Source organism: Desulfobacterales bacterium (assembly GCA_034520365.1).
GTDB lineage: Bacteria > Desulfobacterota > Desulfobacteria > Desulfobacterales > Desulfosalsimonadaceae > M55B175.
The window spans coordinates 1265760-1285695 of the sequence record JAXHNP010000006.1; the positions used below are offsets into that span (position 1 = coordinate 1265760).

Sequence of the window (19936 nt, forward strand, 5' to 3'; positions counted from 1 at the left end):
TTTATAGTCCTTCGTCGTGCCTGCCGGCGGAAACCAGGTTGTAATAAATCCATACCATCACTGCTGCCACCGCCAGGCCGACCCCGATTTCAATCAGAAGAATACCGTGGGATCGGGCCATCACACTGCTCACATGGATCAGTTTGGAAAGCTGACTGTAATTTAAAAAATTAGCACCCAGGATCAGGCACAGAGCCCCGATGCCCGCATAAATCAAAACCCCGGTGGAAGCCAGTTTTGAACTGACAGCCTCTGATACCCGCCGTATGGTTGATCGGAGATCATTGGAGATGGCCATCAGGATGAGGGTGGCGCCGAAAATAACGCCCCCCTGGAAGCCGCCGCCCGGCGAATGGTGGCCGTGTGCAATCACATAAAGCGCAAAAAGCTGCAGAAAAGGGACCACCAGGCCGGCTGCTTTTTGAATGATCAGATCATAAGGGACCCACTGGGAGTCGATTTGCTGGAATTCATTGGAATCCGTCGGCTCCTTGCCCCCCTGTTCAATAATCAGGGTCACTCCGGTGTCTATATGGCGGTAAAGCCTGAATTCGGGAGGTTCGCGTCGAAACCGGCGGAGCAGTAAAAAGCAGGCCAGTCCGGCCGTGAAAATAACCGCGGTTTCAAACAGGGTGTCATATCCCCGGTAGTCGGCCAGCACCGCTGTGACCAGATTCGGTACGGCAGTATCTTTAATGGCGTTTTTAATATAATAGGGCGATAAATGCCGGCTGGCCGGTGATTCCGGATCTCCAAACGCGGGAAAATCCATGGATCCGTATAAAAGCACCGCACCAAAGAGCAAAACGCATATCAGCGAGAACCTTTTCAATCCTTGCTTCTCCTTGAGGTTCTGAATACCGCGGCGACGAAGAACACCGTGCAAACCCCGGCGCCGACGGATGCTTCGGTAAACGCTACGTCCACAGCCCCCATAACCGCCCAGGCCAGACACATCAGAAAACTATAGGCGCCGAATAACACCGATGCGCCCAAAAGATCCCGGATGCTGATGGACGCAATGCCGCTGATTACCACCAGTGTCAAAATAATCAGATCAAACTGCCAGATCATTCGCTTTCCTTCTGATCTCGGCTCCAGTGCGGCAGGCCGGACCGCATGCCCGCGTCCGCAATCGAATGGGTGGCGGTCGGGCTGGTAATAAAAATAAAGACCACAATGAGCATAATTTTCAGGGCGGTGAGCAGGGCGGCAAGCGAGAAGTCCGTCAGGACGTAAAGGGCCATGCCGCTTAGTGTCATGAAAAGCCCCATGGTATCAAGTTTTCCCGCCGGATGAAGCCGTGTATAAAAATCCGGAAACCGCAGAATGCCCACTGCCCCGCCGGCAAAGAAGATAAGTCCCGAAACGATCAGAATCATTGATACAATGCTTATCATAGGCCTCCGATACGGAATTTATTCGTTAGCCGAGCCCTTGTAGAGCCCTTTGCGTTTTTGAAAAAAACGGGAAGTCGCCAGCACAGCGATAAAATTAAGCGTGGCATAGGCCAGGGCGATATCCACGAACATTTCCACCTGGTGATATATCAGGCCGATCATGATCAAAAGCGCGGTGGTTTTGCTGCCGATGGCATTAACCCCGATCAGCCGGTCCAGCACCGTGGGGCCGAATACCGCCCGATAAAGCGGCAAAAGCATCAGCACGCATAAAAACATGCCAGCAGAAATAAAAAAAGTTTCCATGGTTTAGTTAAATATCGCTTCGACCCGTTTTTCCATATCACCGGGCAGTCCGGCGGCGGATTTGCTATCAATCGCATGAACCGTATATTTGCTGAGCACCGAAACATAGAGGGTGACCGTGCCGGGGGTCAGCGTAATCGAATTGGCGAAGATCAGAAGCGCCATGTCGTCTTTTAATTTGCTTTGAAAGGTAATGACCTGCGGATTGATCAGCTCCTTCATGCGGGGGTGAAAGGTCAGGTAGAGCAGGTGCAGGTTGGCGAGAAAAATCTGGTATAACAGCCCCGGGAGGTATCTGATAAATCCAAGCCAGACACGGGGCAGAACCTCCATCCTGGGGGAGGGAAACAACATATCCGCGGAAATGGCCGCCACGATGCAGCTGGCAATAACGCCAAGGATCAAGTGGAACAAGTCAAACCGGCCGGAGAGGATAATCCAGGTGATCATGCATACGAGAAAAGTCAAGAAACGGGCAGTAAAAGGGACCCTCCGGGGGCGGCGGCCTTTCTCCGGTTCACTGGCAGCAGAGGCGTCTTTAGGGGTTGAAACGTCAGTTTCCGGGTTATTCAATCCCACATCCTTCTTTTTTGGTGATTCCGGGTTGTCCAATATGTCAGCGGATAAGAGTTGGAAATTAAACTTAATATACCATTAAGTCGAATGTCTCGCAAGCGCTTTTTCATCAGCTGTTCATTTTTTGTGATATTGTTTATAATTGTAAACATGGATTTTTAGCGGTTCAAATAATTCTTTTAAAAATTCAAAAAGATCAATATCTTTGTTGCGCTGCATTATTTCTAAATCGACTTTTCAGGAGACCGTCAAACACAGGAAAGGCGCGTCATGGCAAAACTAAATGAATCCCTGGGCGATTATGTCTCTCACGAGCGCATGGAAACTGGTCTTCGCATCGTTGCAGAAAACGCGGAGATTGATGTGGTAATATGTGATCCTGCCGTCTGCCGGATAAGGGTTACCCGACCGGCGGATGAAACAAGTGATTTCTCCTATGCGCTTACGGCGGCGCCAGACCCTGCCACTTTTGATTTGTCAGATATGGAAGAGGCGTTCGAAATACGGACAAGCCGCTTTAGCGCCAAAATCAGCAAATATCCGGTACGGGTGTATTTCTGTACGCTATCCGGCGGCCTGATAAACGAAGATGATCCGGCATTCGGCGTATCCTGGATCGGAGATGAAATCACCGCCTATAAACAGCTTCAACCCGGCGAACGGTTTCTCGGGCTGGGCGAGAAAACCGGTCACCTGGATCGGGCGGGGTCCGCCTGCACCAACTGGAACACCGATTACTGGGCCTATCCGGCTGATGCGGATCCGCTTTATACCAGCATGCCGTTCTATATCGGCGTGCATACCGGACTCTGCTACGGAATGTTTTTCGACAGTACTTATAAAACCACTTTTAATTTCGGGGCGTCAAACGACCGGTTTGCGTCTTTTTCGGCTGAGGCCGGCCCCCTGGATTACTATTTCATTCATGATGAGACGGTGGCCGGTATTCTGAACGCATTCACGCGCCTTATCGGGCGAATGCCGATGCCGCCGATCTGGAGTCTGGGCTATCAGCAGTGCCGGTTCAGCTACTTTCCGGACCAGGAGGTTTTAACCGTAGCCCGGCAGTTTCGAAACCGGGGGATCCCCGCGGATGTGATTTATCTGGATATCCATTACATGGACGGATTCCGGATGTTTACCTGGGATCAGACGCGTTTTCCCGATCCGCAGAATCTGATCGACAAGCTAAGGGCCATGGGGTTTCATGTGGCGGTGATTCTGGATCCCGGCATAAAGATCGAGGACGGCTACGCCCCTTATGAGGACGGCATTGCCAATGGGGTGTTCGTGACATACCCGGACGGAAAACCCTATGCCGGCGAAGTATGGCCGGGATGGTGCCATTTTCCGGATTTTACGAACCCGGGCGTCCGGGCATGGTGGGCCGGATGGCTGAAAGACCTGGCGGATAAGGGAATCGAGGGGTTCTGGAATGATATGAATGAGCCTTCTGCATGGGGCAAATGCATCCCCAACCTGATTGAGTTCGATTTCGAGGGTTGCAAGGCAACCCATAAGCAGGCGCATAATGTTTACGGCATGCAGATGGCCCGGGCCACATGGACGGGGGCGGTTAAATGGCTTAAAAACAAGCGGCCGTTTGTCCTGACCCGGGCGGGCTATACCGGGGTGCAGAGATACGCCGCGGTCTGGACCGGGGACAATATCTCAGATGACGCGCACATGCTGGCCGATGTCCGGATGGTAAACAGCATGGGGCTCTCCGGGATGCCGTTTAGCGGCTATGATATCGGCGGCTTTGTGGGCGAATGCGGCCCGAATTTGTTTGCCCGCTGGATCAGCATCGGAGTCTTTGCCCCGCTCATGCGCGGTCATACCATGATAAACAGCCGGGATGCCGAGCCCTGGTGTTTCGGCGAGGAGGTGGAGGCGATCGCCGGAAATTTCATTCGCCTGAGGTACCGGCTTTTGCCCTATATTTACAGCGCCTTTTATGAATGCAGCCAGACCGGCATGCCGGTGGCACGGAGTCTTGCCATCGAGTACGCCCATGATCCAATGGTTTATAATCACGCCTACGATCATGAATATCTCTTCGGTGATGCCATCCTGGTGGTGCCGGTGGCCTCAGACGTGCACATCACCAAGCTCTATCTCCCGGCCGGCCGCTGGTATGACTTTTATACCGACCAGAGGCTTGAGGGCGATAAAGAGCTCCTTTGGGAGGCGCCGCAGGATAAGCTTCCGATTTTTATCCGCGCCGGCAGTGTGATCCCCATGCAGCAGCCGGTCTCGTGCACGGATCAAATGCCGGAGGGGCCCCTTGAGCTCCATGTGTATGCAGACCCGGAAAAGGAGCGCGTGTTTACCTGTTACGAGGATGACGGGTGCACGCGGGATTATCAGAAGGGAATCTTTTTTCGGCGCGATATCCGGCTTACCCCGAAGGAACTGGTCCTTGAGCCGGCAACCGGCGATTATGAATCAAGGTTCGATCAGATCAAAGTCTATTTTCACGGCTTTGATTTTAACAACCAGGAACATATACCATTTAACCGGAAGAAAAAACCGCTGCGCGCGGAATCCTTCCGGTTCTTTGATCCGATTGCGCCGCTAGACAAAAACGGCGATGCATTTGATCCGTACGGGGAACTGCCGGTTTTTTCGGTAACGGCCAGGCACAGCCGGGAACAAATGAAGTTCAGATTTTAACCCCGTCTTACTTTAAAAACCCCTGAATAATCTTATTCACCGCCGCATCATAGGCAAGCCCCAGGCTCATGAGCTTCATCAGCTGGTCGTTGGCGATTTTGCCGATGGATGCCTCGTGCGTCATCTCCGCATCCGGATGCAGGGCCTTTAGCGCCGGAATGGTCTGGTTGGTGCCGTTGTCCATGATAATGGCGTCGCACTCGATGTGGCCGTAGCATTTGGCGCGCGCGGTGAGGTTCACGTAAAAATCCTGGTTGGAATCGCCTTTCACCACCGACCGGGAGACGATATTCGTCTTGCTGTCCGTGCCGGAGAGTTCAATGTCGTTTCTGGATTCCGCTGCCTGGCTGCCCTCGGTCATCACCCGTTCGGTGATTAGGAGAACGCTGCCCGCCCCGATTTGGGCCTCATTGTAGCGCTTGGCCTCGTCCACGCCGCCCAGCTGGGTAAGCTCCATTTCCGCGCTGGCGTTTTCCTCCATAAATACCTTGGTGGTGGGGTTTAAGATGCGTTTGCCCGTGCCCTCGCCTAAAGCCACATGCTTTTCGATGTATTTGACTTTGGCGCCTTTCTTGATCTGGAATTCGTGGATGCCGGAGTGGCCCTCGGACTCGGAGCTGCCGCAGTGTATACCGCAGCCCGCGATAATGGTGACATCCGAATCCTCGCCGATGATAAAGGTGTTATACACCGTGTCATGGAGGCCCGCCTGGGAAAGTATCACGGGGATGTGGACGGACTCGTTCACCGTGCCCGGCTTAATATTAATGGTAATCCCGTCGCCTTTTTCGCTGGCCTCGATGTTGATGTTCGCGGAAACCTCTCTGCCCACGAGCTGTCCGTTTTTGCGGATGTTATAGGCGCCCTTGGGAATCCCCTCGAGATCGGCGACTTCCTTTAAAACCTGTTTATCGATAGCATCGAGCATTGGCTTCTCCTTCGCATGTATCACTGAACGTACAAACGCTTAAATCCTCCAGCATAGGCATGGCGCCCTCCAGATCGCCGGTATAGGCGATGCGGCCGTCTTTTAGCAGCAAAAGGGTGTCCGCGGCTTCAAGAAACGCCTTGTTATGGCTGACCACGATGGTGGTCGTGTTGTTTTCACTCTGCTCCCGCTTGAGCAGGTCCACCATAGGGCCGATGGTCCAGAGATCGATGCCGGTGTCCGGCTCGTCATAGATGGCCACCTTTGGGTTTCGCGCAATCACCGTGGCCAGTTCGATTTTTTTGATCTCACCGCCGGAGAGCTTGCTGTCCACCGGCTTGTCCAGAAAATCCATCGAGCAGATTCCCACCCTGGCGATGATTCTGGCCAGCTCATCCTCGTCATCGGTCCCCGCGGCAACAGACAGGAGATCCCTGAACGTGGTGCCCTTGAATCGGGCGGGATTCTGAAACCCGTAGACGATACCGGCCTGGGACCTTTCATTAATGGGCAGCTGGCTGATATCCTTGTCTTCAAACAGGATCTTGCCTTTTGTCAGTTCATTAATGCCCATGATCAGCTTGGCAATGGTGGTTTTGCCGGAGCCGTTGGGACCGGTGATGGCATAGAATTTGCCCGGCTCGAACGTAAAGCTGAGGTCCTCGATAATGGCGCGCAGCGGCTGGCTTTCCGAACCCGGCTCCGCCTCGGGCGCCGTAAAGGAAATATTTTGTAGTTCCAGCATAATAAGCGTTTCCTCTGTTTTCGGTTGATCGAAAAATTAATAATGTATTATGCGATCCGTTAACTGAATCAAACTTAATTTAAACATCTTATTTATATAATGCCAATGCAAAAAGAGCAGGGCAGGTTTAGCTGGTATTAGGTTTTGGGTATTAGGTCTTGGTGTAAAAAGCAAGGTTTCAGGTTTCAGTGTTCAGGTTTCAGGGTTCAGGATGGCACTCAAAAATTATGCCCGGCAGTATTCCCCCCCGGGCTGCCGCCCGGGACCGAGCCTATAAGGAACTTTAAAGACAATGAGGCACGATAAATTTGTTCTATCTATTTTTCAGGCGGGCACGGTGGCCCGCCCTACGAATGGGGAAAAACCCGATTCATCGTAGGGTCGGCCACCGTGCCGACCATAAATTATTGATTTAATTAATTTAATACCCCGTGAAGTTACTTAGAAGTATTCCCCCCGGGCTGCCGCCCGGGACCGAGCCTATAAGGAACTTTAAAGACAATGAGGCACGATAAATTTGTTCTATCTATTTTTCAGGCGGGCACGGTGGCCCGCCCTACGAATGGGGAAAAACCCGATTCATCGTAGGGTCGGCCACCGTGCCGACCATAAATTATCGATTTAATAAACCTAATACCCGTGAAGTTACTTAGAAGAAGGCCGGATTTTCTGCATATCCTTGAAAGCGGGAATGAAAAAGTATATGTATAATCAATCATGAAACGACCATCCCCCAAGGAACTTTTTAATAAGGTGCGCGATGCCGGAAATGCCGCGGCTAACGGAAATGTAGCGCTTTTGAACCAGTCCGTGATAGCCATTGACGCAATTGATTTAGATTATGTCATTGACAATGAGCTGTTGAAATTTCTGCCCGACTGTCTGGCAGAGATCAGGCCGGCCGACTATGCGGGCCTCTACCCGCCGCAGAGCTCCTATGAGACAGAAATCAAGGGACTTGAGCTGTTTGCCTTCCGGGCGCAGAGCCAGACGTTTCAGTGTGAAATCTACATTAAGTTCGCCCTGGCCGACGATTTTTTGTGGCTGGTTTCGTTTCATAAAAACCGCAGTCAGCCGGAGAGCCAATGAAGATCAAATCATGCCCGTTCTGCCGGAAAAAGATGGTGCTTCGGCGCCTGAAAAAGACCATACAGTTCCGGGGAGTTGCCATCACCTATGAAACCGAGGCCTTTGTCTGCCCGGAATGCGGCCTGGAGGCCGGCACCATTGAATCCGCTGGCAATACCCAGTGTGCCATTGCCGATGCTTATCGTGAAAGAGAGCAGATGCTGACAAGCGGCGACATCAAAACCCTGCGCGAGGAAAAAGGCCTGTCCCGGGCGGAACTGGCGGATTTGATCCAGACGGAGGAAGTCCATGTCATGCGCTGGGAATGCGGATTAATCCAAACTGAAAAGATGGACCGGGCACTGCGAAGTCATCTTGAATAGACGATACTTCACACCCCCTTCTCCCTCCGGGATAAAGCCGGGATGAGGGCTTATCCCCTTCTCCCTCTGGGCGTAAGGGGGTGAGGGGTTATCTCTTTCTCCCTCTGGGATAAAGCCGGGATGAGGGGTTATCTCCTTCTCCCCCTGGGAGAAGGTCGGGATGAGGGTATAATTGAATTTAATAAATTCCATGCTTAATTTGATTTATAGAAAACCATGCAATCTCGCAGCATAAACCCCCTGAACACATACCCAACGGAGGACCCAAATGGCTGAGAAAAAATTAAAACAGGTCTGCCACTGCGAAAACTGCGGCAGCGAAGCGGAAATGATCATTACCTGTGAACTGCTGCCGGAAGAGGATGATCCGGCGCTTGAGAAGAAAGATGTCAAGGTTTCAAATGAAAAGGTAGCGGGCGGTAAAAAGGGGCAGTCCGTGTGCAGCCATTGCGGCGCAGAAGCCGATATCTGGCTGGATATGGGCTCCTGAATCACCCCTTTTTCGGCGGAAACAGATATTCCAGCGAAGAGAGACTTCCTTCGATTGCCATACTTAAAATCTGTGAGAAGGAATCCAGAATAATAATGGCATTGCTGTCCGCATCCTTTTTGCTGACACTTCGGATGCGGGCCAGCGTGCCGGTATTGACCTGCTGGACTTTTTTGAGCTGATTGCCCAGCTCATGCAGCTCAAGATCCGGCTTCTGCCCGCGCTTGTGTTCAAAATACTGCAGCAGCAGATACACGGATGCGGATCGAAAAAGCGTCTCCTTGGTACTTGAAAATGGCAGATGAAACCGGGCCATGGGCTTGTAAAAGGACATGATGGGGCAGCCGCTGGTGGCCATCACGACGCCTAATATGGAATAGAGCCCCTCTGTAACGTTTGTATCCTTTAGATACGTTCGCTCCGGCGTCACGCATTTCACCAGACACTCATCGATAGAGAGCCGGTCCTTGAACCGCTCGACCATTTCGGCAATATTTACGGCAATCGGGCAATACGGATTTTCCGCTGTATCCAGCGGGCAGCACCGGCACTGCTTATGCGAAAGCTCGGTCCATGCCGGCTTTATTTCCCCGTTAAAATTGACCAGCGACACACTGGCTTCATCCAGCACGATTTCAAAGTTTTCCACAGCTCCGGCCGGAAAGGAGAATTCATATTGGATGGTATAAAGGTTATTGCTCATCAAGTGGGGGCCTATCTAAGTTCCTATGTTATGCCCCCTTTTTTATTAAACAGCCGGTTTTGTCAAGATTAATGCGCGAGTTAACGACCTTGCGGCATTTTTACTGAAATGCCTTCAATCAGCTTTTCTTATCAGCCCCGCGTATTTGCCGATAATTTTCACCTTCCCCCGGGCTCTTCCTGAAAACCGCATGGCTGGATAGTCCGGGTTGGCTGAATGAAGTTCAAGACGAAATATTTCCGTCTTCCGCCGTGGCGAGTATTGACAAATCCTGAATCCGGACGAATAACCCGGAATCATGCGACTGTGACACAGACGGGGAGTCGTGCGCCCAAATTCTGAACATATCCATTTTTGAAGCCAATAAATCATCCATTGTTTGCTTCAAAGGCAGCCATCGATGCTGAAAACATACCACTTAATAGCAGTAAGAAACCCTAAAATTGCTGCCTTGATCTTGCCAAATCAATCGATGCCCCATATAATCCCCATAATCAGAAAAGCACTTCCGGATATCTGCGGCCGGGTTTAGTTCAACACGTTTTATCCATCATCCTTGCGCTTTATATGACAATTTTTACTCTATTCAGGCCTTTACGGCGCCGCTATACTGTGCTACCTTTCACATCAGATGAAGGATAAAACGCTATTTGTTATAAAACGAAGGGATCATCACATGACTGATATGTTTATATCTTACTCAAGCAATGACGCCGAGAAGGTAGGTAGGCTTGTTGAGGCACTGAAATCCAAAGGTGCAAATCTATGGTTTGACGACGAGCAGATTTTGCCCGGAGATGATCTTATCCAAAAAATGTCAGAAGGCATTTCACAATGTCGATATTATTTGATTTGCCTGAGTCCCTCTTTTGACAAAAAGCCACCAACATCGTGGGTGAAAAAAGAATTCAAAATGGCAATGCTCAAAGAACATAAAGAGGGAAAGCAGTGCATCATTCCTGTTCGTATTAAAAAGGGCGGATCTATTCCACATGAAATAGGTGAAAAAGCATATGCAGATCTTACTACTGCTAAAAGGTGGGCCAAAAATCTTCCAAAATTATGTAAAAAACTTGGAATTTAGAATGTTTTATAACATGGCAGTGCATTGGACAGCCAGGGACAGGGCGGTTTAAAACTTTTTGGGGGTGCGACCTCTTTTATCTTTATTGTTCTTAAGTGGAAGCCCTGGCTGCCACTGACCGCCGGCGTTATATGTCCATTATTGTCATGAATGAATCGAATTATGAGGTTTGATGGGACGAGAGCGCAAAACCGATAAAGTCAGGGCTTCACGGGACGGCCATGAGTTTCATGAGGCCTGGACAGCACGTAAGGCGACTCAGTTGCTATGGCCCGATGCCGAGTTGACTGCTATCGCCGTTGAAGGGACTTCACCTTCCGATCAGGCTAGAGCGTCTGCTGCTACGGTTGAAGTTGCTGACTTGACATTCTATTATAACGGTCCACCGAATTTCGAGGATTCCGCCCGAACGGTAATTGCCCAGTTCAAATACTCTATTGCTGATCAGAACAAGGACTTTCGTGCTGCTCACGCAAAGAAGACAGTACAAAAGTTTGGTGTGACCTATCGCTCATATAAACATAGATACGGTGCCAAGGCGGTCGATGAGAAACTCGAATTTCAGCTCGTCACGAACCAGCTAATCAGTGAATCGTTGCTTCAAGCCATTGAGGCAACAGCAACGGGATCGAGCCTTGCCGGTGATATTAAGGCGCAAGCGGAGCAATTTAAGACGGCTTCTGGTTTGTCGGGAAAACCACTGGCTGCATTTGCGAGAAAGCTGAAAATCATTGGCCGCTCTGGAAGCTTGCCACAAACAAAGGACGAGCTTGCCAGCATGCTCGTAGACTGGTCTGCTACGAGTGATTCGATTGCTTCTGCCCGGCTTGGGAAGCTTAGAGAACTTGTACGTGACAAGGCTGGGTATGCCGGTACTAACCGAAATCTGATCAGACGCACTGACGTGCTGGCCGCTCTTCAGATCGGTGACCCGAAGGACCTACTTCCCTGTCAAGCGGCTCTCGTCGATGTCGGTAAAATACTTGAGCGGGAGCAGCTCCGCGAGGTTATGACTCGTATCGAAAGCACCTCAACGCCGCTACTTATTCATGCGACCGGTGGCGTGGGCAAAACAGTCTTTATGGATTCTCTGGCCTCGAAGATCGCTTCGGACCATGAGGTTGTTTTCTTCGATTGTTTTGGAGGCGGTGCTTACCGCTCTCCAGAAGACGCGCGACACTTACCTAAGAAGGGGCTCATTCATATTGCTAATGCATTGGCATTTCGCGGCCTCTGCGATCCGATGCTCCCGGACAGCCCTGATGTCCACACTTTACTCAGAACATTTCGCCGCCGCCTTACGCAGTGCCTGAACACCATCTCGCGCATGATGCCAGGACGCAAGCTGGCAATTTTCATCGATGCCATAGACAATGCAGCTATTGCTGCTGGCCAGGCAAGTGAAGACTGTTTTCCCATTAAGCTGCTGGAGAGTCTCGATACGGAATCGATTGACGGCGTAAAGTTTGTCGTGTCCTGCCGTACAGAACGTAAGCCGAACACCTATGCCCAGTTTGATGAATTCGAATTATACCCGTTTACCAAAGATGAAACAACCACGTTCTTGCGTGCGCGATTGAAAAGCGTCACAACCTTAGAAATAAACGTCGCGCAAGCCCGGTCAGGCGGCAATCCACGTGTGCTGGATTACCTGGTCAAGGCAGATCGCGGCCTTCTCGATCCATCCGAGATTAACAAGGAAATCGAGTTGGACGACCTGATCCAACAAAGAATTACGGATGCGCTTTCTTTGGCCACAAAGCGCGGTTATGAGGAGAAGGAACTCAGTGCTTTCCTTGCAGGGCTCGCGGTGCTTCCTCCGCCGGTACCAATAGATGAGTATGCTGCTGCTCATGGCATGGAACTCGCCGCCATTGAGAGCTTTGCTTCAGACCTTAGCCCTCTATTGGAGCGCACCAATCATGGGCTCATGTTCCGTGATGAGCCAACGGAAACGCTGATCCACCAACGATACGCGACATCACGTGATGCTCTTGAGCGTGTTGCATCCAATCTCCTTGCTCGCCAGGATGCGTCGGTATATGCAGCCCGTGCGCTTCCACGTCTGCTACAAGAACTCGATGATGATGAACGGCTGTTCTCACTTGCTTTCGATGATCGTATTCCTACCTCAATTACCAGCACAGTTGGCAAGCGCAATATTCAATATGCCCGGCTTAAGGCAGCCACTTTACATGCGTCTCTTAAGGTTGATTACAACAGCCTTGTGCGGCTGCTCGTCGAGTTATCGACCTTAGCCGAGGTTGATCAGCGTGGAGCTAATTACCTGCTGGAACATCCTGATCTTGTCGTTGCTGCCGAAGATGTTGACGCCCGTCGGCGACTATTTGAAATAAGAACTGTTTGGCCAGGAACACGACATGCGCGTCTTGCCATCGTTAATGTTTTATCGGGTGATCCGACAGAGGCGACCCGCCATGCCCATGCAAATGAAGAGTGGATACAGCATTACCGGCGCACAGAGCGAAAAAATTTTGATCGTAAACCGGTTCCTGATCAGACTGACATCGCTGGTACAAGTTTCTTTCTGATCTCGGAAGGTCGAATAGAAGATGCTGCCGGTTACCTCACAGGTTGGCGGGATTGGTATTCCTTTGAAGTCTCTAAGCTCGTCCTGAGATATGCGCAACTTGCGAGCTCGTTAGGAACGCAGTCCGATAGACAGACTAAACAATTCATTAATGCGCTCTCCAGTATCGGTCCGATTGCGGCTGCATTGTCTTTTCAGGAGCTGTCGAACTCCAGACGTAAGCCGCTTTGCGCCAAACTCGCTGCTCTCTGCAAGAAGGAGACTAATCTTTACTTGCCGGAAAAAAGCTACACGCGCCGAAAAAGCTATGAACTCGAAGACGGCCTGAGGAAGTCGGCCGCTGTTGCGCTCTCATTGGGGCTCGTCACTGCGGCACAATCTATTTCACTAAGAGCACGGCATGATCGGCCTGGTATCTGGGTATACCGTGACGCGTTCAGCCGCACAGATGATGTATTCGCTTATATATTCCGGATTGCCCTGCTTGCTGCCGCAAAGAAGCGTAATATTCACGAGAAGGATTTACTACCAAAAGAGCTCGTATCGGTCTGCATCCGCATTCCGAAGACCATTTCTGGAAAAATCTTCATAGAGAAGGGCAAGGAGCAGCTCTCCAAGCTTCCGCGCAAGCCGCGTTACTATGATGGACAGACCAAGAACGTGCCGGCTAATGCCATTGGCTATGATGAGCGGCAGGCTGCTGAGCGATTTCTTGGCATCCGCCTGGAGCCGCTGCTTACTCTCACAAAGGCACTGTCGGCTGCACTCGCGGCATCGACGCGGACGATCAATAAACGCTTTGTCGAGCTTGTGGAAGCCTGGGAGCAGACTCGAAAGAATAGCGACCATTACCGGGCAGGTGATATCGATCCCTTCTTTCAATCCTTGGGTCTTGACGCTGTTATCTTCACATTGTGGTCTCACAGCGGGCTGAAGCCACAATCCATAGAGCGCATGCTGACTGCCATACACGCCCGTATGAGCAGCGCCAGTGACTTGGTTCGTATCATTGCGATTCTCGCGCAACGAACCTCGCTGCACTCGATTGCAGGAGAGCAGGCCATAAGGGCGCGCGCGCTGATCGAGAAAGAAGATGAAGTTACCTATCGGGCATCTCTCTTTGGCGCTCTTGGCCGGGCAATACTTCCAGCCAGCCTCGATGAGGCTGCTGCGTACTTCCGGGATGGCCTGGAGCAGATGGATGCAATCGGTTCAGGTGATTACCTGTTCACGAATGAGCTGCTCTTATTCGCATCGGAGATGAAAGGTGACGAACTGGAAGAAGGTGACTTTCACACGTTGAGCAATATCTGCGAACTCAATATGGGGGAGGAGCCCCAGAAGTTTTTCTGGGGGGCATACGGTCGCGGCATGGCAAAGGCAGCCGGGATGCGCGGCATAGCCAAACTCAGTCGCTGGGATGACCGCAACAGGATAGCTCTGGACAACACACTTCTTACCTATCTTACGGGATTGCTCGAAGCGGGAAAGATTGATCCAAAGGGCGCGCTTTGTTTAAACCGCCTCGCCAATCCGGTTGAGTATTTCTATGCCGGGACGAAGGAGTTTGCCAAAGCTCTGCGCGCCCAGGCAGGGCCGGATGCTGAAGTGATTACGGAGCTGGCAACACAGTTCGAGGATGATAATCCGACGATAGCGAGTGATGAGACTGTCGAGATACTTTACGCGCTGGCTGACGAAGCGCTGGGGGCATCGCATGATCTAACTAAGCACCTGAAAATTGCGCGGGACCGATACGAGACCGCAAGGCAAGGACGTAATATTGCGCATGGCAGTGGCAACGATTTCGATCCGAAGATGAGCAAAGAAGCTGCCAAACGTGACAGTGCAAACCGGGAGGCACTCGCACGTATAGTTGAAGCTACGGACCCGACCGACGAGGCTTCGCTTGTTAAGGCTATCGACGAATTCAATGTGCTGGGGAACATTTATGACCTAAAAGGTGGCTTTTTTTCCTCGCTGCGAGCCAAAGTGCCCTATGCAGCGCGCAGCCAGTATGTGCGCAATGTTGCTAATCTGGACCATCTGTTTTTATATTGGAAACTCGCAGAATTGAAAGATGCGAAGGAAGCGTGGGGCGGTTCATCCGCGGTGCTTGCGGGCGTCTTTAGGAGCCTGGCACAGCCTCTGATTCTTGCCCATGCCGATGATTTGGTCGATAACGGTCAATTTTCTGGATCGAGCATCAAGGAAATATCGGAGTTCACTGGCGTGCCCATGGCCGAACTCGTTCTTGAAATGATAAAGGTCTTCTCTCGTCCTGATAGCACCGTCGCTGGATCAGTATGGCTTGCATTTGCGAATTTCATATGTCCGGAAGCGGATGAAGGCCAGGGACAGCTTGCCCTGACGCGCCTTCTGTCGGGCGCTTCAGCACGGTTTTCCGACAACGTGAAAGATGGCCCATGGAAATCAGGATGCTACCCTGCTGATAGCTTTACCGAAATCGCTGCTGGGCTAATATGGCGTGTCCTCGGTTCGCCCCATGCGGTTGACAGGTGGCGCGCGGCTCACTGCATACGCCGATTTGCAAAGTTTAGGCGTTGGGACATTGTCGACACGGTTGTTGCCGCCTTCGACTCAAAGACTGCTGAACCGTTTCAGGCACCAGAGCTCGTGTTCTACTACCTTCATGCACGGTTATGGCTCCTGATCACCCTGGCGCGGGCCGCTATCAATCATCCCGATCAGGTTGCGCGTTACAAGGATTTGCTCCTGGCTGTCATCATGGAAATTGACGAGCCGCATGTGCTTATGCGCCACTTTGCTGCCAAAGCGCTTATTGCCTGTGTGGATCGAAGCAAACTTGCGCTTGACGCAGCCACGCTTAAGATTGTGCGTAATGCCGACGAGTCCCCGCACCCGCGTTTACGAAAGAAAAGCCACAACGTCGGTGGCTTCTATCAGGGCCGCCCGAAGTCTTTACCCGAGCCGTATTTTCAGTTTTATCTGGAGTACGAATTTAATAAGCATGACGTTGATAACCTCGGCCGTGTTTTCGGCAAGGGATGCTGGGAAGTTGATGACATGATGTCAAGTATCGTACAAAATATTGATCCTTCAATGACGAACATGTATGAGGATGGTGGCCGCGAGTCCCACGGGCAAAATTTTCATGGAATAACAACCCGCTTTCATAGCTATGGGCAGCAGCTCGGCTGGCATGCTCTATTTATTGCTGCAGGTAAGCTGCTTGCCGCACATCCTGTAACCGACGACTGGTGGTATGAGGACGACCCGTGGGGAGAGTGGCTTAGCCGCTACGTGCTTACTCGCAAGGATGGCTTATGGCTTTCTGATGGTACGGATAGGACGCCTGATGATGCCTCTGTGAGGCTGCTTGAATCTAAGAAGAAGGGACTTGCGATAACAGGCGATCAGCAGAACATTATGGGGCTTGCCGGCTTAGATATTGAGAAAGGCGTTAACAAAGAACTGATTATTCAGGGCAGATGGTATTCATCCGATGGTGTTGAAATAGGACTATCCTCTGCGCTTGTTCCACCCAAAAAGGCCGAGCAGTTTGCAAGAAAGCTCATTCGCGAAAAACCAATACTAGTGTGGCTACCTGCTTTCCAAGGCAACGAAGATGATGACGAATATCTGCACAGTGATAAGAAGGAGTACTCGCCCTGGATCGTTTGTCCGTCCGGCGAGGTCCGGTTGGATGAGCATGATCCATATGGCGTTTCGGTCGCCAACTTTCGGCCGCGTCTTGCGCAAGATTATTCAGAGTTCTGTAAGCTGACACGGCAAGATGAGTTTGGACGTTTCTGGAATAACAATCATGGGGTGTTATCGCTCTGGGCCGAGGCCTGGGGACGCGATGAAACAAATAGAGAAGGCGGCCCTCAGCCAGGGCTGCGGCTTCTCTGCAAATCAAGCATCCTTAAGAAAGTGCTGACAAATTACGACAAGGAGCTGTTATTGCTCTTCGACCTTCAGCGTTATGAGAAAGAGACCTACCGAAGCAGCGGATGGTTTTCGCATTCTATCGGTGTAGTGCGGATTGATAAGTCGCTCAATGTGGAATACTTCAAAGGTCGCGTAAACTACTTGCACAAGTCGGAGTGGTAGGTAGCTAAAATTCCACATCTGGCCGATAAACTCGTGGTGTGAAACGACACATTGTTGAAAAATCCAAATACGCGATACATAACCTCTCCTGCTGCACCCTGACCGGTGTTCCGCTGCCGCTACACACCGGCAGATGAGCAGGTCGTTAGGAGGCTACATGAAAGCAATAACAGATGAAGTTTTCGATGAAATTTTGAATACACTTAAACACGCCCGGGTATTTATATCCAGCAGACAGAAAATGCACCCAGACGGAATAAAGCTGCATGAAGACTTGATAGCATATTTAGAAAACGCCTCCCAACCATCAAATTCAGCGGACGCGGATGAATTTTGCGAGTGTGGGTCAAATATGGGGTGGGATGAGCTTGGGAATTGGGCGTGTCTTAGCGATAACCACCGCGCCGCTGATTAAACCGTTCTTTGTCATAAAAGGAGGAGAGATGTCAAAAGTTAAAGAGATCCAAATTAGGTGCCTCGACCAATCATGCAATGCATGGTTCAATTCACCAATATTCTTTGGTGATTCAGAGTCTTTTGATACATCTACTTTAATAGGTAACACAGTACAATGCCCGAAATGTGGCAGAATGACTCCATGCAATAAAGAGAATATGAGAGTTCGTGCTGCTGATGGTGGTTTTGTTGGCATAGATACATGAACCTAAAACATATCATTGAATACAACAACACAGAACCAGGCAGTCCAGTGGACATCTACAGCCGGTGCATTTTTGAAAGTTTGTTTGAAATTGGGATTAACCGTTTTTTAAAAAAGTCAGTGGAAGCCCTGGCTGCTCACTGACCGCCAACGTTCGGCAGGATAGAGAGAATGAGATGTGATGTCTGTAACGCAGCCGTAACACCGGGGGCCGGAGAACGGATAACTCCGGATGTTTTTACCTACCTCCTCGATAACGGATTCGGACTTGATGAGACCAATATCAAGATGCTCACAGATGCTGGCATACCCCGTTCCGCGGCGGAGGCAGCACTCACGGAGCAATATCGACAAAGCACGTCGGATTGGTTCTTTGTCCCCGGTGCGCGGCTAAGGCAATGGCCATGATGGCGCGACGAACCGAATCGTGGGTGACACCCGATTACTTGTCTGTCACACGAACGGCCGAAGAAGTGGGATTGGGATTTGATGTCCTCGGGGCACCCGTCGCATTAGGCCGTGTGGTTTGGCACGAATGCATTGAATGGACAGATAGAGATTCGGAGCGCCAGACATACCAGGAGCAGGACGCCCGTCTTTGGGATGTCATGTTCACTGGTGGCGGGACATTGCAGTTGAAGGTTAATGAGTTCATGAAAAGCCGAGTTCACCGGTATTCTGTCCTGTGCATCCCTCGCGATGGGGAAAGCACTGATGCCATCAAGATCAACCTACTCATCAGTCCCAGAAAAATTCGTGGGCAGCTGTGGCTTGTAATAGACAAAGCCGAACCATCAGGTGCAGGCGACGCTTGGCAGCGCGCCTGACCTGCGACGTTAGCTTTTCAATGGTGAACTTTATGAGAGATCTAAGTAAATATGAAAAATCTGTTATAAAGAAAATATCCGAAATAAATCCTGTTGATCTGGTAACAATATCAGGATTTGTTTCAGAACAACTATTTTCGATTGAGAGCGGTATGGCTCTTGTGTTTTTGCCTGATAGGGGAGAGGCGCTTTTATATCTAAGGGGCAAGAAAGAAGATGCAATTAATCGTCAGAGAATGGCTGAGTTTCTCGAACTGCTCTCTTTGATCGAATACTTGAGAACTGAAAGATATATACACAGCATTACTTTTTCGGCATCGGCTCCTTCCTTTGTGATGTGTAGAGACTTTGACGCTGTTTCGCAAGACGAAAAGAATAATATTATTCTGAATAAGGAAGGCTATTACATAGATCCCAAAAACCCAAGTTGGATATTCAGTTCTGATGGAAGTAGAGAATTTGAAGGATTGCTTTTTACCAAAAAACAATCATCTATTTATAGAATCTTAGAAAACATCATAAGTTCACCGCTTGCACCCACTCAAGAGCTTAAAGGTTTTGTGTCAAATAACTTCAAAACGAAAGAAGAATTAAAGCATTCGCAGGCTATGCTTTATACAAGAATCGCGCTTGGAGTTGCGATATCTTTTGGTGTCATTAGCACAATAATTGGATTGGCAGGGATGAAATGCCCCTAATCAAGTATGCATTCAAGAAAGCTAACCTCTCAGGATAAAGTCGACCCATTATGCAAACTTTTCCAAGTGCCGCAAATAGCCGCTGGGTCGATCTCTATCAAATGTTCATGAAGCCCGTTTTTGCTATAAGGGTATTGAGTCGAAGAAGAGAAGATGTGCCGGATGTTTTTCCGTTAAAGAAGATGCTATTTTTAGCGGCAGCACGTTGATTTTGACCAGAAACATCTGTTTATCGCCTGGTACACGATGAGATCTTTGAAAAATATACTCGGTTTTTGACGCCATATCCGCTCGCAGGCCGCAGATATCCTGTTGCCCGAAACGGCATTGTCTGATTTCCTGAAATAAACGATAAACTATGATTATCCGGCGCCTTTGCCCGGGCCGAACAGACTGTCCGTCACGTATCGCAGTACCAGCATTGATCCGCACTCCGGACAGCGCAAGGCGGGTTGAATCGCCTCTTTTTGTGGCCGATCCGGCACCTCAAATCCAAAGGCCAGTTCAATCAAGGATCTGACATGGTCCCGGCCGATCCGGGGTTTGGCGCCCATAAATCCGTAATACCGGACTTTCATAAAGCCGGTGGGCAAAACGTGCTGTAAAAACCGCCGCATAAATTCCATCACCGGAAGCATCATGAAGCATCATGGTGCGCCACCGTTTGCTTTCGGGCTTTTTATATCGGAAGAAAACGTTTTCATCTTCCAATATCAAGCAAAAAAATTGCTTATCACCCATA

18 protein-coding genes are annotated in these 19936 nt (G+C 50.4%); 9 read left to right on the top strand and 9 right to left on the bottom strand.

All coding sequences use genetic code 11. The annotated features are described in order from the left end of the window. Position 1: 1 nt before the first annotated feature. Genes U5L07_13630 through U5L07_13650 form a run of 5 tightly spaced genes read right to left on the bottom strand, consistent with a single transcriptional unit; the run spans position 2 to position 2279 of the window. A complete protein-coding gene (locus U5L07_13630; GenBank protein MDZ7832790.1) occupies positions 2-832 on the bottom strand; it encodes a Na(+)/H(+) antiporter subunit B in 831 nt (276 codons plus the stop codon). Next, positions 829-1074, bottom strand: a complete 246-nt coding sequence (locus U5L07_13635) for a hydrogenase subunit MbhD domain-containing protein (protein ID MDZ7832791.1) — start codon at positions 1072-1074, stop codon at positions 829-831. The genes U5L07_13630 and U5L07_13635 overlap by 4 nt, the downstream gene beginning before the upstream one ends. Beyond that, positions 1071-1400: a monovalent cation/H(+) antiporter subunit G gene (mnhG, locus tag U5L07_13640; GenBank protein ID MDZ7832792.1), complete on the bottom strand. Its 330-nt coding sequence runs from the start codon at positions 1398-1400 to the stop codon at positions 1071-1073. Before mnhG ends, U5L07_13635 begins: the two co-directional genes overlap by 4 nt. An 18-nt stretch (positions 1401-1418) precedes the next feature. Then, positions 1419-1706 carry a monovalent cation/H+ antiporter complex subunit F gene (locus tag U5L07_13645; GenBank protein ID MDZ7832793.1) on the bottom strand — a complete coding sequence of 96 codons (288 nt, stop codon included), beginning with the start codon at positions 1704-1706 and terminating at the stop codon, positions 1419-1421. A gap of 3 nt (positions 1707-1709) precedes the next feature. Continuing rightward, the gene (locus U5L07_13650; protein MDZ7832794.1) at positions 1710-2279 is read right to left on the bottom strand and encodes a Na+/H+ antiporter subunit E; all 570 of its coding nucleotides are present in this window, start codon (positions 2277-2279) and stop codon (positions 1710-1712) included. A 273-nt stretch (positions 2280-2552) separates the two neighbouring features. Here U5L07_13650 and U5L07_13655 point away from each other — a divergent pair, with 273 nt between their 5' ends. Further along, on the top strand, positions 2553-4958 hold the full coding sequence (locus U5L07_13655; GenBank protein MDZ7832795.1) for a glycoside hydrolase family 31 protein: 2406 nt from the start codon (positions 2553-2555) through the stop codon (positions 4956-4958). Positions 4959-4965: 7 nt separating this feature from the next. Here U5L07_13655 and U5L07_13660 read toward each other — a convergent pair whose 3' ends face one another. Continuing rightward, complete coding sequence (locus U5L07_13660; protein ID MDZ7832796.1) at positions 4966-5886, bottom strand: SufD family Fe-S cluster assembly protein; 921 nt, start codon at positions 5884-5886, stop codon at positions 4966-4968. Continuing rightward, a complete protein-coding gene (locus U5L07_13665) occupies positions 5867-6631 on the bottom strand; it encodes an ATP-binding cassette domain-containing protein (protein ID MDZ7832797.1) in 765 nt (254 codons plus the stop codon). Before U5L07_13665 ends, U5L07_13660 begins: the two co-directional genes overlap by 20 nt. Positions 6632-7348: 717 nt before the next feature. Here U5L07_13665 and U5L07_13670 point away from each other — a divergent pair. From U5L07_13670 to U5L07_13680, 3 genes are all read left to right on the top strand, one after another. Further along, complete coding sequence (locus U5L07_13670) at positions 7349-7720, top strand: hypothetical protein (protein ID MDZ7832798.1); 372 nt, start codon at positions 7349-7351, stop codon at positions 7718-7720. After that, on the top strand, positions 7717-8082 hold the full coding sequence (locus U5L07_13675) for a YgiT-type zinc finger protein (protein MDZ7832799.1): 366 nt from the start codon (positions 7717-7719) through the stop codon (positions 8080-8082). The genes U5L07_13670 and U5L07_13675 overlap by 4 nt, the downstream gene beginning before the upstream one ends. 268 nt (positions 8083-8350) lie before the next feature. Next, positions 8351-8572: a hypothetical protein gene (locus tag U5L07_13680; GenBank protein MDZ7832800.1), complete on the top strand. Its 222-nt coding sequence runs from the start codon at positions 8351-8353 to the stop codon at positions 8570-8572. A gap of 1 nt (position 8573) precedes the next feature. Here the strand turns inward: U5L07_13680 and U5L07_13685 are convergent, their stop codons facing one another. After that, positions 8574-9275 (bottom strand): hypothetical protein, encoded by a 702-nt coding sequence (locus tag U5L07_13685; protein ID MDZ7832801.1) that lies wholly within the window; start codon positions 9273-9275, stop codon positions 8574-8576. Positions 9276-9951: 676 nt separating this feature from the next. On the opposite strand from U5L07_13685, the gene U5L07_13690 reads away from it, so the two are divergent. The 5 genes from U5L07_13690 (at position 9952) to U5L07_13710 (ending at position 19194) form a co-directional block, all read left to right on the top strand. Then, a complete protein-coding gene (locus tag U5L07_13690) occupies positions 9952-10359 on the top strand; it encodes a toll/interleukin-1 receptor domain-containing protein (protein ID MDZ7832802.1) in 408 nt (135 codons plus the stop codon). A gap of 172 nt (positions 10360-10531) precedes the next feature. After that, positions 10532-17008: an NACHT domain-containing protein gene (locus U5L07_13695; GenBank protein MDZ7832803.1), complete on the top strand. Its 6477-nt coding sequence runs from the start codon at positions 10532-10534 to the stop codon at positions 17006-17008. Positions 17009-17165: 157 nt separating this feature from the next. Continuing rightward, complete coding sequence (locus U5L07_13700) at positions 17166-17423, top strand: hypothetical protein (GenBank protein MDZ7832804.1); 258 nt, start codon at positions 17166-17168, stop codon at positions 17421-17423. 644 nt (positions 17424-18067) lie between these two features. Next, positions 18068-18496 carry a hypothetical protein gene (locus tag U5L07_13705; protein ID MDZ7832805.1) on the top strand — a complete coding sequence of 143 codons (429 nt, stop codon included), beginning with the start codon at positions 18068-18070 and terminating at the stop codon, positions 18494-18496. Beyond that, positions 18481-19194 (top strand): hypothetical protein, encoded by a 714-nt coding sequence (locus U5L07_13710; GenBank protein MDZ7832806.1) that lies wholly within the window; start codon positions 18481-18483, stop codon positions 19192-19194. Before U5L07_13705 ends, U5L07_13710 begins: the two co-directional genes overlap by 16 nt. Positions 19195-19556: 362 nt before the next feature. On the opposite strand, the gene U5L07_13715 is transcribed toward U5L07_13710, so the two are convergent. Further along, on the bottom strand, positions 19557-19835 hold the full coding sequence (locus U5L07_13715) for a transposase (protein ID MDZ7832807.1): 279 nt from the start codon (positions 19833-19835) through the stop codon (positions 19557-19559). Between the last annotated feature and the right edge of the window lie 101 nt (positions 19836-19936).

Coding starts and splice junctions, on each gene's coding strand:
- U5L07_13685 (MDZ7832801.1), bottom strand. CDS start 9,275: ATGAGCAATAACCTTTATACCATCCAATATGAATTCTCCTTTCCGGCC.
- U5L07_13660 (MDZ7832796.1), bottom strand. CDS start 5,886: ATGCTCGATGCTATCGATAAACAGGTTTTAAAGGAAGTCGCCGATCTC.
- U5L07_13665 (MDZ7832797.1), bottom strand. CDS start 6,631: ATGCTGGAACTACAAAATATTTCCTTTACGGCGCCCGAGGCGGAGCCG.
- U5L07_13635 (MDZ7832791.1), bottom strand. CDS start 1,074: ATGATCTGGCAGTTTGATCTGATTATTTTGACACTGGTGGTAATCAGC.
- U5L07_13690 (MDZ7832802.1), top strand. CDS start 9,952: ATGACTGATATGTTTATATCTTACTCAAGCAATGACGCCGAGAAGGTA.
- U5L07_13645 (MDZ7832793.1), bottom strand. CDS start 1,706: ATGGAAACTTTTTTTATTTCTGCTGGCATGTTTTTATGCGTGCTGATG.
- U5L07_13655 (MDZ7832795.1), top strand. CDS start 2,553: ATGGCAAAACTAAATGAATCCCTGGGCGATTATGTCTCTCACGAGCGC.
- U5L07_13700 (MDZ7832804.1), top strand. CDS start 17,166: ATGAAAGCAATAACAGATGAAGTTTTCGATGAAATTTTGAATACACTT.
- U5L07_13705 (MDZ7832805.1), top strand. CDS start 18,068: ATGGCCATGATGGCGCGACGAACCGAATCGTGGGTGACACCCGATTAC.
- U5L07_13695 (MDZ7832803.1), top strand. CDS start 10,532: ATGGGACGAGAGCGCAAAACCGATAAAGTCAGGGCTTCACGGGACGGC.
- U5L07_13715 (MDZ7832807.1), bottom strand. CDS start 19,835: ATGATGCTTCCGGTGATGGAATTTATGCGGCGGTTTTTACAGCACGTT.
- U5L07_13670 (MDZ7832798.1), top strand. CDS start 7,349: ATGAAACGACCATCCCCCAAGGAACTTTTTAATAAGGTGCGCGATGCC.
- U5L07_13675 (MDZ7832799.1), top strand. CDS start 7,717: ATGAAGATCAAATCATGCCCGTTCTGCCGGAAAAAGATGGTGCTTCGG.
- mnhG (MDZ7832792.1), bottom strand. CDS start 1,400: ATGATAAGCATTGTATCAATGATTCTGATCGTTTCGGGACTTATCTTC.
- U5L07_13680 (MDZ7832800.1), top strand. CDS start 8,351: ATGGCTGAGAAAAAATTAAAACAGGTCTGCCACTGCGAAAACTGCGGC.